This window comes from Clostridium aciditolerans, assembly GCF_016316925.1.
Lineage (GTDB): Bacteria > Bacillota > Clostridia > Clostridiales > Clostridiaceae > Clostridium_AM > Clostridium_AM aciditolerans.
In genome coordinates, this window is sequence record NZ_JAEEGB010000045.1 from 120,988 (window position 1) to 134,116 (window position 13,129).

The 13,129-nt window shown below is 31.0% G+C and carries 13 protein-coding genes; 9 read left to right on the forward strand and 4 right to left on the reverse strand.

Annotated features, from left to right (window positions below; translation table 11 throughout):
• The first annotated feature begins 5 nt into the window (after positions 1–5).
• From I6U51_RS23045 to I6U51_RS23055, 3 genes are all read left to right on the forward strand, one after another.
• On the forward strand, positions 6–539 hold the full coding sequence (locus I6U51_RS23045; protein WP_211144896.1) for a YeeE/YedE thiosulfate transporter family protein: 534 nt from the start codon (positions 6–8) through the stop codon (positions 537–539).
• Between the two features lie 44 nt (positions 540–583).
• Positions 584–1,810, forward strand: a complete 1,227-nt coding sequence (locus tag I6U51_RS23050) for an FAD-dependent oxidoreductase (RefSeq protein ID WP_211144897.1) — start codon at positions 584–586, stop codon at positions 1,808–1,810.
• 203 nt (positions 1,811–2,013) lie between these two features.
• Positions 2,014–2,868 (forward strand): 4Fe-4S binding protein, encoded by an 855-nt coding sequence (locus I6U51_RS23055; protein ID WP_211144898.1) that lies wholly within the window; start codon positions 2,014–2,016, stop codon positions 2,866–2,868.
• Between the two features lie 603 nt (positions 2,869–3,471).
• On the opposite strand, the gene I6U51_RS23060 is transcribed toward I6U51_RS23055, so the two are convergent.
• Both I6U51_RS23060 and I6U51_RS23065 read right to left on the reverse strand, forming a co-directional pair.
• Entirely contained in the window at positions 3,472–3,639 is a 168-nt protein-coding gene (locus I6U51_RS23060; protein ID WP_211144899.1) for a hypothetical protein, read from the reverse strand.
• 83 nt (positions 3,640–3,722) lie between these two features.
• Positions 3,723–4,076 carry a 4Fe-4S binding protein gene (locus I6U51_RS23065; protein WP_211144900.1) on the reverse strand — a complete coding sequence of 118 codons (354 nt, stop codon included), beginning with the start codon at positions 4,074–4,076 and terminating at the stop codon, positions 3,723–3,725.
• A gap of 539 nt (positions 4,077–4,615) precedes the next feature.
• On the opposite strand from I6U51_RS23065, the gene I6U51_RS23070 reads away from it, so the two are divergent.
• From I6U51_RS23070 to I6U51_RS23095, 6 genes are all read left to right on the forward strand, one after another.
• On the forward strand, positions 4,616–6,256 hold the full coding sequence (locus tag I6U51_RS23070; RefSeq protein WP_211144901.1) for an FAD-dependent oxidoreductase: 1,641 nt from the start codon (positions 4,616–4,618) through the stop codon (positions 6,254–6,256).
• Positions 6,257–6,354: 98 nt separating this feature from the next.
• Positions 6,355–7,302: a 4Fe-4S binding protein gene (locus I6U51_RS23075; protein WP_211144902.1), complete on the forward strand. Its 948-nt coding sequence runs from the start codon at positions 6,355–6,357 to the stop codon at positions 7,300–7,302.
• 283 nt (positions 7,303–7,585) lie between these two features.
• Positions 7,586–8,257 carry a 4Fe-4S binding protein gene (locus I6U51_RS23080; protein ID WP_211144903.1) on the forward strand — a complete coding sequence of 224 codons (672 nt, stop codon included), beginning with the start codon at positions 7,586–7,588 and terminating at the stop codon, positions 8,255–8,257.
• A 105-nt stretch (positions 8,258–8,362) separates the two neighbouring features.
• The gene (locus I6U51_RS23085; RefSeq protein ID WP_211144904.1) at positions 8,363–9,352 is read left to right on the forward strand and encodes an Ig-like domain-containing protein; all 990 of its coding nucleotides are present in this window, start codon (positions 8,363–8,365) and stop codon (positions 9,350–9,352) included.
• A gap of 148 nt (positions 9,353–9,500) precedes the next feature.
• Positions 9,501–9,989, forward strand: a complete 489-nt coding sequence (locus I6U51_RS23090) for a DUF6803 family protein (protein ID WP_211144905.1) — start codon at positions 9,501–9,503, stop codon at positions 9,987–9,989.
• Positions 9,990–10,193: 204 nt separating this feature from the next.
• The gene (locus tag I6U51_RS23095) at positions 10,194–11,330 is read left to right on the forward strand and encodes a murein hydrolase activator EnvC family protein (RefSeq protein WP_211144906.1); all 1,137 of its coding nucleotides are present in this window, start codon (positions 10,194–10,196) and stop codon (positions 11,328–11,330) included.
• A gap of 94 nt (positions 11,331–11,424) precedes the next feature.
• Here the strand turns inward: I6U51_RS23095 and I6U51_RS23100 are convergent, their stop codons facing one another.
• Positions 11,425–11,760 carry a YnfA family protein gene (locus I6U51_RS23100; protein ID WP_211144907.1) on the reverse strand — a complete coding sequence of 112 codons (336 nt, stop codon included), beginning with the start codon at positions 11,758–11,760 and terminating at the stop codon, positions 11,425–11,427.
• A 404-nt stretch (positions 11,761–12,164) separates the two neighbouring features.
• Positions 12,165–13,097, reverse strand: coding sequence for a DUF2935 domain-containing protein (locus tag I6U51_RS23105; RefSeq protein ID WP_211144908.1), 933 nt, complete (start codon positions 13,095–13,097; stop codon positions 12,165–12,167).
• Positions 13,098–13,129 lie beyond the last annotated feature (32 nt).

A 13,129-nucleotide genomic window follows, 5' to 3' on the forward strand; every position in this document is an offset into this window, starting at 1 on the left:
AATTAATGGATATTAAAAATAATGTATACTACAAGAAATTTTTAAAAGATCCATGGTCCTACACGGCAGGCGGAGTGCTTTTAGGAATTATAAATATTGGAATGTTCGCTTCAAGTGGTAAGGCTTGGGGAGTTTCAACTCCGTTCTCTTATTGGGCAGCTTGGATATACCAGTCTATAGGTGGACATCCAGAAAAATGGTTTTACTATCAACAAAAAGCACATGCGGCAGCTTTAAAGGCTGGATTTCTAAATGATTTACATTCTGTATCAGATATAGGAATTATAGCTGGTGCATTTCTCGCTACGCTGCTTGCGTCACAATTTAAAATTAAGAAGATTAAATCATGGAAACAAGTTGTTGCAGCAATACTAGGTGGACTTTTAATGGGATATGGTGCAAGAATCTCTTTTGGGTGTAACATAGGAGCACTATTTAGTGGAGTTGCATCCATGTCATTACATGGATGGATGTATTGGATATTTATATTTGTTGGAGCATGGATAGGAAGTAAATTATTAGTTAAGTTTTTTATGTAAATATATAAAAATAGAAGTAACAAATATTTTGAGGAGGAGTTTCGATGGAAAAGAAGCATGAATACTATGACGTAGTAGTTATAGGTGGAGGAGCCTCCGGCTTAACATCAGCTATATACTGTGGAAGAGCAAGATTAAAAACTCTTTTAATAGAAAAGTCCCTTGTTGGTGGATTAGCTACATATACAAATGAAATGGCAAACTACCCGGGATTTCCAGAAGGTATAACAGGAACAGAGCTTATGAATTTGTTTCATAAACAAGCTAAAAATTTTGGAGTAGATTTTAAGCTAACGGATGTTAAGGGTGTACAACTTGAAGGAAAAGATAAGCTAGTAGAAACCTTTAGAGTGATATATCATGCTAAATCAGTAATATTAGCTACAGGTGGAAAACCAAGAGTAACAAAAGCAGTGAATGAAGAAAACTTTTTATATGATAAAGGAATATCTTTCTGTGCAACATGTGATGCTGCATACTATACAGATAAGACAGTAATGGTTATAGGAAGTGGAGATGCAGCTATAGAAGAAGGAATGTTCTTAACTAAATTTGCAAAAAAGGTTATAGTTTCTGTAATACATGATGAAGGAATAATGGATGCTAACAAGATAGCTCAGGAACAGGCGTTAAAAAATCCTAAAATGGAGTTTGTATGGAATACAGTTGTAAATTCCTTCGAGGGTGATGATAGGTTAAAGACAGTTGTACTTAAAAATGTAAAAACAGGAGAGTTAACCGATGTTAATGTTGATGGATGTTTCTTATTTATAGGATATGTTCCAAATACAGAGTTCCTGAAAGAAAAAGTAAACTTAACTCCTCAAGGGTATATTATAACTAATGAAAAAATGGAGACAAGCGTAGAAGGTGTATTCGCAGTAGGAGATGTAAGAGATAAGTTTTTAAAACAAGTTGCTACAGCCGTTGGAGATGGAGCTATAGCTGGAGTTGGAGCGGAAAAATATATTGCTGAATCAGAAGTATTTGAGAATGAGATTATGCAAAAAGAGAAAATAGGCTTAATATACCTATGGTCTCCAGTTGATGAGAAGAGTAGAGAACTACTTATTGATATAGAAGAAGTAGAAAAGGAAATGGCTGATATTATTAAGGTAAATAAGATAGATGTATATAAAAATGCAAGCCTTGCTTCAAGACTTGGGACAATAGAAGCTCCTTGTTTAGTTTACACTAAAAATGGAGAAATAGTAGCAAAAGATAACAATATAACTAAAGAAAATATAATGAACATAATAAACAATATTTAATATGAAATTGTATAATTTTGAAAACCCATGATATAAACAATCATGGGTTTTAGGTTTATCTTTTAATTTAACATTAATTTTTAAAACATTATTAAAGGAATACATAAGTTTTCATTATACATATATAAGTTATTATAATTTTAGGCTTTTATTAATTTTTGATATAATTTTATCTGGTAACAAATTAGGATGGGGGAAGTAAAATGAATAAGAAAAAAATAGCCGAACTAAAACTTCAAGGATTTATTAACCAAAGAGACACCCGTTACTTTTCTTTAAGAATTATAGCGGAAGCTGGCAATATGTCGTCGGGTAAAATGGAGAATGTTTTAAAGCTTGCTAATAAATATGGCAGAGGGTATATAGGTTTTACAACTCGTTTAGGAATTGAAATTCCATGGATAAAAGAAGAAGATATAGAAAGTGTTAAAAAAGATTTAGAGACTTTTGGGTTAAGAGCAGGAGGAACTGGGAAAAAAATAAGACCTCTTGTTGCTTGCAAGGGAACAGTATGTACTCATGGGCTAGTAGATACGCAGCAACTATGTAGCAAGTTGCATGAAAAGTATTTTGCATATAATTTACCTGCCAAATTTAAAATAGGAATAGTAGGATGTCCAAATAACTGTGCTAAAGCTTCTTTAAATGATCTTGGGTTTATGGGACAGAGATTACCGAGATTAGAAAAAAATAATTGCAAAGCATGTGGACTTTGTGCATCAGTATGTAAAGCTGGAGCCATTGAAAAAATAGATAAGGTAGTAGAATTACATTCTGAAAAGTGTTTAGGATGTGGAAAATGCATCAGCGCATGTAAATTTAATGCTATGGTAACTGACAAAGAGGGAGTTGCAATATTTATTGGAGGAAAGTTTGGTAGAAAGTATAGGTTAGGCGACAGACTTGATATTATTTTTTCATTAGAACAGCTAGATGGACTTACACAAAAAATATTAGATTATTACAGCGAGAACGCAGCTACTGGTGAAAGATTTGCAGACATGATCGATAGAATAGGACTTGAAAAAGTAAAAGAAGTATTATACATAAATCTTTAAACCGTAAAATAAAAATTATGCGACGCAAAATTTTTATCAGAGGACAATTGACAGAGGACAGAGGACAGTGAAGGAGGATTTTTCTTCACTATGTTACGAAAAATCTTTAATTATATTATAAGTCGATGTTTGAGATTAGTGAAACGAGTCTCAAAAATAGTTTGTGTCAAGTTCTAGTGGATAATTTATTTTTTAAAATTTTCCATTATGATTCAGTTAAAATTTTTATTCCTAAAGGGCTTCGCCCGCAGCCCGAAAGGGCGTACTTGTGCCGTTAACTTTTTACGTAGAAGTAAATAAGTTCACTAAAATTTCTTTCTTGAAAAAGCTTTTATGGCTTTTCTGACATTAGTTTGGCGCAGCCTGTAATTTTTAACCTTTAAATATAGCTATTAAATAAGCATCTGAAACAGAGCATTGACAAATTGATACAGCCTAACGGCTTGCGACAAAGTCGCCTAGTGTTGAAAAATAATTAAAGATTTTTCGTAGTGTAATGGAGAAAAATCCTCCTTCACTGTCCTCTGTCAATTGTCCTCTGTCCTCTCAAAAAAATTGCGTCGCATAATTTTTACATTACGAATTGAAATGTGCATGTTTATATTACTTTTCTTTAAGAAGTTCTTTCGCTTTTTCATCGGAGAATCCATGAACATAGTTCTTTAGTTCCTTGAATTTAGTATCTGAAGGAATGGTGTTTGGAATTTCTAGCTTTTTATAAAGATCTTTTAAATCTATTTTTGTCCTTTCAGAAACTTCTTTTAAAGTCATATAACCTCTTATTTCATCAACAGAGATAATTTTTACAGCAGTCAGTACTTCAGGCAGTGTATTATATAGCCCTGCAGATTTGCTTATAAATATGCCTCCAAAGAAATCATAAATATCATACTCGTAGCTAAAATAGGATTTGTATTTTTCTTACCATGCTTAATCTGTAAGCAACTATCATTAGGACAAGAAAGTACACAGATTTGACAGTTTATACATTCCGTAGAAGTAATCTGCTTAGTATTAGCTATATCTATATTCATAGGACAGTTTTTGTTACAAATGCCGCAACTAATGCACTTATCTTCATTTCTTGTTATTTTAAGGGGACTAACCTTAGAAATTATGCCGTACATAGCCCCCATTGGACAAAGATACTTACAGAAAAATCTATCATATAGCATAGAGCCAACAATGGTAATAATTAATAATGCCAAGCCTATCATTGAGCTGCTGATTACTTATGAAATACCTTCACTTAAGTGAGCATATGCGGCCCAAGGATCATACGGTGACACCCATAGTCCAGAAGTTTTCCATGCATAATATATTGTTATTAAAAGAACCACATATTTTAAATATCTCAGCGGTTTGTCTATTCTCTTGAAAAGTACAAATTTTTTTCTAAATAGTTTTTTTTCTATTGTTTTTCTTCATAAAAATACCTCCATAAATTTTATAGTTAAAATAATTACTATAACAATATAATATCTAAGAAAATTTATGAATTTATGAGGCAATTGTGATAGGGTTGTGAAAAATAGTATATTTGCAAGAAGTCAAAAACTTAAGCTAAATTTGTATAAATTTCCCTTATGAGTACATAACGAATCCTAATTGGATTTATCCATAATCTGGTGGTAGTATAAAAATAATACTAGATAAGTTAATAGCATCTTAATATAGTTTATCATTAAAAAGTTAATGTTAAAAATTACAATATATCCTTAATAAATCATAAGGGGGAGAAAATAACATGGAAAAAGTTTTAGTTATAGGAGGAGTGGCTGCAGGAACTAAAACCGCTGCAAAACTTAAAAGAGAAAATCCAGCCTTGGATGTAACTATAATAACAAGAGACGAAAATATATCTTATGCTGGATGTGGACTACCTTATTATATAGGTGGAGTAATAAGAGACAAAAGTGAATTAGTTGTTAAAACACCTGAAGAGTTTCAAGCTTTAACTGGAGTAAAAGTTTATATAAAACATGAAGCATTAGATATAGATAAAGAGAATAAGATAGTGAAAATACTCGATTTGAATGAAAATCAAACCAAAGAATTTACCTATGATAAACTTGTTATAGCAACTGGTGCTTCTCCTTTTATACCAAATCTTGAAGGCGTTAACTTAAGCGGAGTTTATACAATAAGAAAGGTAGCAGATGCTTTAAATGTTAGAGAAGCTGTGGAAAGTGGAGAAGTTAAAAGAGCAGTAGTAGTAGGTGGAGGATTTATTGGTTTAGAGGTAGCAGAAAATTTAGAAGAACAAGGTATTAGAGTAACAATAATTGAACTTGCTCCTCATATACTACCAGGATTTGATGAGGATATCGCAGCAATAGCTCAAGATCACCTATTAGATAACGGAGTTATGGTGTTGACTGAGGAGAAGCTTATTGCTTTAGAGGGTAGTGATAAGGTTGAAAAAATTATTACAGACAAAAGAAAAATCAAAGCTGACCTTGTTATTATGTCAATTGGAGTAACACCTAATATAGAACTAGCTAAAAAAGCTGGAATTGAAATTGGCTCTACTGGAGCAATAAAAATAAATGAGTATATGGAAACTTCAATAGAAAATATATATGCAGTAGGAGATTGTGCAGAAAATAAGAATTTAATAACAGGTAAAGATGTATGGTATCCTATGGGGTCCACAGCAAACAAAATGGGAAGAATTGCAGGTAGAAATATAGCTAACTCAGAAAATAAGGAATGCTTAAAAGGGGTTTTAGGAACTACCGTAGTAAAATTATTTAAATTAAACGCTTGTAAAACAGGACTTTCTGAAAAAGATGCTAAAAAGTTAGGCTATGATGTTGTAAGTACTCTAGTCCCTGCAAATGATAAAGCACATTATTATCCTGGCTTTAAAATGATAGCAACAAAATTAATAGCTGATAGGGATACTCATAAAATACTTGGGGCTGAAATTATCGGGGAAGGAATTGTAGATAAGCCTATAGATATTATAGCGACGGCTATTACATTAGGAGGAAAAGTAGAAGATTTAGAAAAACTAGATTTAGCTTATGCTCCACCATTTTCTACAGCAATGTCATCTACAATAGTAGCTGCTAATGTTTTACTAAATAAATTAAAAGGTAAAGTAGAAACTATATCCCAAATAGAGTTTAAGAATAGATTAAATGAGTTACAAATTATAGATGTAAGAGATGAAGCTGCATTTAATGAAAACTCTATAGAAGGGGCATTAAATATACCTCTAAATCAATTAGAAACTAGAACTATGGAAATAGACAAAGATAAGGAAATAGTAGTTACTTGTAAAATAGGTAAAAATGCATATTTAGCTTATCTAAAGCTTAGAGAAATAGGATATACAAATGTAAAAATGTTAGAAGGCGGCATGGCTACTTATATTAGTTAACAAAAATCCTATAATTTAATATTGTTTTTAATTAAAAAAATGTGCAAAATTTAAAAGCAATTGTATAGCTTTATAAATATTATTAAGGGGTGGATTAAATGAGTAAAAAATTGAATGATGAAGAAGTAAAGAGTTTAAAAGGACAAGGATATATACTACAAAATGATAAAGAGCATTTTGTGTGCAGAGTAATAACTGTAGATGGTACCTTAACTCCTGATAAAGGAAAAAAGATTTTTCAAATTGCAGATAAATATGGAGAGGGTCATGTAAATTTTACTACCAGATTAACAGTTGAAATTCCAGGAATTAAGTACGAAGATATTGATAAAGTTAAAAAGGAATTAAAAGAAGTAGGTCTTTATGCAGGTGGTACAGGTCCAAGAGTTAGGCCAGTTGTATCTTGTAAAGGAACTGTATGTAACTTTGGTTTATTAGATACACAAGAATTAAATCGTAGAATACATGAAAGATTTTATTTAGGTTGGTATAATGTAACTCTACCGCATAAATTTAAAATAGGTGTAGGTGGATGTCCCAATAATTGTATAAAGCCTAATCTTAATGATCTAGGAATAATGGGTCAAAGAAAGCCAAAGGTTGATAAAGACCTGTGTTCTGGATGTAAAAAATGTGGAGTTGAAAGCGCATGTAGGGTAAAAGCTGCTAAGGTGGTAGATGGGGAAATTCAAATAGATTTTGATAAATGTAATAACTGTGGCTTATGTATAGATAAGTGCCACTTTGATGCAATAGAACTAGATAAAGAAGGAGTAAAAATCTTCATAGGTGGAAAGTGGGGAAAAGCTACAAGAGTTGGAACTGACTTAAATAAAATATTTACTCAAGATGAGGCTTTAGATATTATAGAAAAAGCAATATTATACTATAGAGAAAATGGTATAACTACAGAAAGATTTGGTGATATGGTTGACAGAATAGGTTCTGATGAAGTACAGAAAGCACTTATTGGTGATGAAATATTAGATAGAAAAGAAGAAATATTAAGTGGAGATAAGCATACTAAACGTGGCTATTCATGTTAGGGGCTGTATAAATAATTATATGTATTCTTTTTCTTTACACAAATAATTTTTGAAATTATACCTTAAAGAAGGGCTGTCCCCCCATAGAAAGCAATTTCTATGGGGAGACAGCCCTTTTTTTATAAACAGGCATCTTAGATTCAGGTTGAGATTAAATGCCTAAGTGGCGGTAGACATCGGATAAAATATAATATTACTTACATTATATTGACAGATTTAAAATATGTTATATAATATTGTTATAATACCCCCATAGGGTATACAAAGTTTTGGAGGGATTTTAATGAATAAATTTTTAAAATTGTGGAAGAAATATTCATTTGTTTTACTGATAGCTTTTATCATATTAGGGCTATTTGACTTGAGATTAGCTAGCATAGCTATTATCTGTATGGTTGCTCCTATTATTGTATCTATTTTCAAAGGAAGGTTTTGGTGTGGAAACTTATGTCCAAGAGGAAATTTCTATGATAATATTGTTTCTAAATTCAGTAATAAGAAAAAGGCGCCAAAGTTTTTAAAATCTAAATACTTTAGAAGTTTAGTAATAGTGACTATGTTTACTATATTTACTTTGGGGATTAAAAAGAACTGGGGGAACCTATATGGAATTGGATTAGTATTTTATAGGATGATTGTTGTTACTACCTTGATCGGAATAGTTCTATCATTTTTCTATAATCAAAGAACTTGGTGTCACTTTTGCCCAATGGGAAGTATAGCGGCATTTATATCTAAATTTAGAAAAAGCAAAAATGTTCTTCAGGTATCGTCAACATGCGTTTCCTGTAAGTTATGTGAAAAGAAATGCCCATTAGGAATAGTGCCTTATGAATATAAAGGAGATTTATTAAGTCATCCAGATTGCATACAGTGTGGAAAATGTGTAACAACATGTCCTAGACAATCAATTGGATATAATGAAAACAGTATAGAGTCTAAGTGTAATATATAAATTTTAATAATATTTAATGTTTTATTAAAATTATATAAAGTGAAAAAGATAAGGGTCGATAACATATTAGAAGCGATTTATTAGAATTATGGGAGGTGTAGTAACATGAAAAAGAATGTTTTAAGATTGACAGTATTAACATTTACAGTAGCTGCTTTTCTTTCATCAAATATTACTGTATTTGCTAAACCAGTGCAGGTGGAGAAAGGTCACGGCAGTTTAAATCAGAATGTAAATAGCTCAAATCAGAAGGAAAATAATTCAGATAAGAAGGTAAATAGCTCTAATAATAAGTATAGCAAGAAAGCAGAAAAAGAGGTTTATATAATATCTCATAGATTAGATAAAATCGAAGTTTCATTAAAAGATGTTATGAAAAAAATGGATGCATATCTTAATAGTACAACAACATCATCTGCCATAGTCATTAGTGACACAACTAGCAGTGCAATACAGGGAGATGTAAGCAGTGATGAGAGTACCATTGATACTTCAACTCAAAATATAGAAGACAAAGAAAGCAATGGGGAAACTCAGGATTTAAGTGATGATTTTGAAAATGAATATAAAGAAGAGGACAGTGGAAGATATAATAGTTTTTATGGTAAACTAAATGCTATTAGCAATAGACTTAATACTGTAGAAAGACAACTTAGTAGAATCGGTGATTCCGGTAACCCTGAGTTGGCTCAGTTAAATAGTAGAGTAGCTAGTTTAAAGGATCAAGTAAAAACTTCTATGGATAATTTGGCAAAGGTGCAAAAGCAAAGTGTAGATAAGATAAAGACAAAGTCTAATAAAAAGCAAATGGAAGAACAAAAAATAAGTCAGGATAAAAAGATCTGGAAAATTCATTTTAGTAAAGACTTAAAAGGAGAAACGATTAATTCAAAAAATATTATGATAGTTGATCCAAATAATAATTTAGTTGATGCTAGCATATCATATGATAAAAATAATAAGAGCGTAATGATTGAGACGAAAGATGGTTTCAATAAAGGTGAAACATACTTTATTTTTATTGGGGATGAAGTTCAATCTAGTGAAGGTGAAAAATTAGATAAACCTGTAGAGAAAAAGTTTAATGTAAATTAATTACTTGAAAACAGCTGTTATTCCTATATGGCAAGCACAGCTGTTTTTTTATATAGATAATATTTAAATATGGAGTATACATCTTCATAAAATCTTCATAGCAAAATGATATACTTTCCACAAATTAATATCTCAGGGGGGAATCATTATGACTATGACACATTACATGTCACTTTTAGCAGAAAATCAGCCGTGGAATCTTATAATTTTTATGGCTATACCAGTTATAATGGCTGAAACACTTACAATTACAGAGTTTTTTATTATATTCAATAAAACTAGAACAGGAGGAATCAGAACTTTAAATAAAGTAATAGGAATTTTAGACGGATTTTATTTTACAGGTATTTTTATTTACTTACTTATAACTGCTGTTATACCACTAACTAAAACTGGTGGTTGGCATACTTGGGTAGACGTTGTTGCTGTAGGATTTTATTTAAGTGGAGTTTTATTTCTTCTTCCAATTGCACTTATGGAATTAGGAATTATATTTAGAAATAAGAGTTTTGAGGAAAAGTTAAAAATTCACTTTATGTTGGTAGGTGGATTTCTTGTTGTTGCCCATATTGCGATGATTTTTGGAATGGTAAATCCTGAAATTATAAGCAATATGCCAGGTATGCATAATATGTAGAAGACAAATTTATAAAATATTATAATAACAGAAAGGTATTTATTAACAAGTGTTAGTAAGTACCTTTTTACACGTAGTTCACATTGCCTTCATATAAAATTCACATCTTATTTTTATAATTTGCATTAGGCTGTATTTTTATAGGGTTTCAAGGCTGAAACTTAATCTAATACCCCTATAAAATATCGGAAGGAGGAAGTTAAAATGAGACGAAGTATATCTTTAGTAATTACTGCAGCAATTACCAGCTCTATGTTTTCTTATGCTTACGCAGAAGGAATTGAAGACAAGCAAAACAAATTAAATGAGGTGAATAATTCTATTCAACAACAAAAAGACAAACTAAAAAGTATTAATAACAACAAAGAGAATGTACAAAAGGAACTAGAAAATTTGGACAAGGATATGTCACAAGCCTCTGCAACACTTCAGACTTTAAATGGTAAAATTTCAGATTTGAATTCTAAGATAAAAGTAAACGAAAAAGAAATTCAATCGAAAAAGCAAGAGTACATTAATGAAAATGAATTGTTCAAGCAAAGGGTTAGAGCATTATATGAGTCAGGGAATAGTGCATATTTAGATGTTATACTAAATTCAAAGAATTTTTCTGATCTTATAGGTAGAATGGATATAATTAAAAAGATTATTGATTATGATAAGAATCTCATATCTGACATAAAAGAAAAACAGGAAAGTTTAGAAAAAAAACAGTCAGAACTTGAAAAAAACAAGAAAAGTGTATTGAGCTTAAAAAGTGAAGCAGATGAGAAATACAAGATATTGAAATCAAAGTCTACTGAAAAGAAGCAGTTAGTTGAAAAATTAGATAAAGACAAAAAATATTATGAAAATATGATAGCTCAGGAGCAATCGGAATCTCAGGAACTTACAAAAACTATTCAACAGATGAAAAAACCATCATCTTCAACGCAAATTAATTCTAATGGAAAGCTATTTTGCGTTACAGGCAAACCATATGCTATAACATCTCCTTTTGGTATGAGATTTCACCCTGTACTTGGATATAGTAGATTACATGCAGGAATTGATATAGGGGTGCCAATAGGTACACCAGTCTATGCACTTGAGGATGGTGTAGTAATTGCAGCACAGTCTATGTCTGGGTATGGAAATGTGGTTATGATTAATCATGGGAATATAACTTCCGTTTATGGACATAACTCCTCTTTAGCAGTATCTCCGGGACAAGTTGTAAAAGGAGGACAATTAATTTCTTACTCTGGTAATACTGGTGTCTCCTCAGGACCTCATCTTCATTTTGAAATCAGAAATTCTAGTGGACAGCCAATAGAACCTAGTGGATATTACGTACATTAAGTTTTAAAATTTACATAATGATATGATTTTTAAAGAGCCCTAAACTGTTGAGCTTAGGGTTCTTTAGTTCTTAATTCTATGTTTAATTATCATCTTAACGTCTTGGAAAATACATAATAATTAAAACTCCAACAAGAGCAATAATTCCTCCAATAATGTCAGCTTTGTCGGGAACAATTTTATCAACCTTCCAACCCCATAAAATTGAAAGAACTATAAAAATGCCACCATAGGCAGCATATACTCTTCCGAAACCAGCATTAAAGGATTGAAGTGTAGGTATAATTCCATAGATAGCTAGACCTAAAGCTCCAAAGAGTCCATACCAAGGGCTTCTACCATCCCTAATCCATAACCAAACTAGATAACCTCCTCCTATTTCAAATAATCCTGCCAAGATAAAATAAAATAACGATTTTATAACATCCATTTTAAATGCACCTTTCGCCAAGAATGTGATAGACATCAGTTACGATAGAATTTCTTATGTTTTCAAGATATATATTAGATTCCTCATTAGGAACATATTAAATTAGGTTAATTAAAAACAATATAAGTTCATATATCTCTTTTCATAGTATATAGTAATGTTAATGTATTCGATTTGCAAGAAAAAAACTGTTGTTGATAATTATTTTAAATTGATAATGGCAATCAATATCATTAATAATTTAATTATATATTAAGCTTTTTAGAATATCAATGGTTTTATTTCTTAGCATAATAAAGTTTTAATGTATAACTCAAAAGTTTCATAAAGTTTATAATTTTAATAATTGGAAAAGTGGAAAAGGCCGCCTATACAAAGCATAGGAAGCCTAAAATTTTTATTACTTATACATTACGAACTTGGCTAAAGCTCCTTAGCAATCTAATATAGTGATTAGCTTCTCTAACGACATGGTCACCAAGCAGTGGAAAGGCTATAGATCTAATAGTACAGTTAATTAATCCCTCGGTACCTTGCTTTTTAAAGTCTCTAATTCCAACGGTATTTTTAAGTGATTTTTGAGTTACATTAGGTAACAAGCCAAGACTTTCTGCTAGATTTTGAGATTCAATAGTTAACTCATCAAATTTCTTTCCATAATCATTTGCAGTATTAAGCAATTTAACTTCTGTTGGATCTAACAAGCCCCTTATAAATTTTGCATGTTCAGCCATAATTCTATTCCAGAATGTTTCTTGGTTTATAACTTCTTGGACTATGTTAATTTCCTGTCTATTTTGCAGCATAGTTAGCATTCTTAAATAGAGTTGAGCCTCTCTAAGTATGTGATCTATAAGTAATGGATAATTAGTAGTAAACACTTTACAAGATAGAACGTCTTTTAACAGTCTGCTTTTAAATAAGGCAATTTGATTGGCGGCAACCATTGCTCGTTGGTTCAATTCAGATACACGCATAACAATGTCGGAATCTTGTCTAACATTAGTACATTTAATTAAATTAGCTTCCATTTTAGTTATATTAGTATCAATTAGGATTGCAGTATAATATTCAGTTTCTCTTTCAGCGTCAAGAGTCATATCGGTAATTAGCTCTCCAGAGTTTGCTACTTCTGGGCTTATAATTCCGCAAGAAAGCTGAATAGTTTCCACTAAGAGTTGACTAAATTGATTTTTTAACGTATCTGCTTGGTGTGCTAAGCCTGGATTTTTTGTTGTGAAGCCTGCCTCAAGAAAAATAGCATGTTCTTTAGCAATTCTCATAAAGAATAAATTTAATTCTAGAGATTGCCTAACAAACTCTCTATTAGATAACATTATAAACTCCTTTTAATTTGCTACATTCTATT

What these genes read in the sequence shown, in the direction of transcription:
- I6U51_RS23085 (WP_211144904.1), top strand. Translation starts at nt 8,363, where the DNA reads ATGAAAAAGAATGTTTTAAGATTGACAGTATTAACATTTACAGTAGCT.
- I6U51_RS23080 (WP_211144903.1), top strand. Translation starts at nt 7,586, where the DNA reads ATGAATAAATTTTTAAAATTGTGGAAGAAATATTCATTTGTTTTACTG.
- I6U51_RS23095 (WP_211144906.1), top strand. Translation starts at nt 10,194, where the DNA reads ATGAGACGAAGTATATCTTTAGTAATTACTGCAGCAATTACCAGCTCT.
- I6U51_RS23105 (WP_211144908.1), bottom strand. Translation starts at nt 13,097, where the DNA reads ATGTTATCTAATAGAGAGTTTGTTAGGCAATCTCTAGAATTAAATTTA.
- I6U51_RS23055 (WP_211144898.1), top strand. Translation starts at nt 2,014, where the DNA reads ATGAATAAGAAAAAAATAGCCGAACTAAAACTTCAAGGATTTATTAAC.
- I6U51_RS23090 (WP_211144905.1), top strand. Translation starts at nt 9,501, where the DNA reads ATGACTATGACACATTACATGTCACTTTTAGCAGAAAATCAGCCGTGG.
- I6U51_RS23075 (WP_211144902.1), top strand. Translation starts at nt 6,355, where the DNA reads ATGAGTAAAAAATTGAATGATGAAGAAGTAAAGAGTTTAAAAGGACAA.
- I6U51_RS23100 (WP_211144907.1), bottom strand. Translation starts at nt 11,760, where the DNA reads ATGGATGTTATAAAATCGTTATTTTATTTTATCTTGGCAGGATTATTT.
- I6U51_RS23070 (WP_211144901.1), top strand. Translation starts at nt 4,616, where the DNA reads ATGGAAAAAGTTTTAGTTATAGGAGGAGTGGCTGCAGGAACTAAAACC.
- I6U51_RS23050 (WP_211144897.1), top strand. Translation starts at nt 584, where the DNA reads ATGGAAAAGAAGCATGAATACTATGACGTAGTAGTTATAGGTGGAGGA.
- I6U51_RS23060 (WP_211144899.1), bottom strand. Translation starts at nt 3,639, where the DNA reads ATGACTTTAAAAGAAGTTTCTGAAAGGACAAAAATAGATTTAAAAGAT.
- I6U51_RS23045 (WP_211144896.1), top strand. Translation starts at nt 6, where the DNA reads ATGGATATTAAAAATAATGTATACTACAAGAAATTTTTAAAAGATCCA.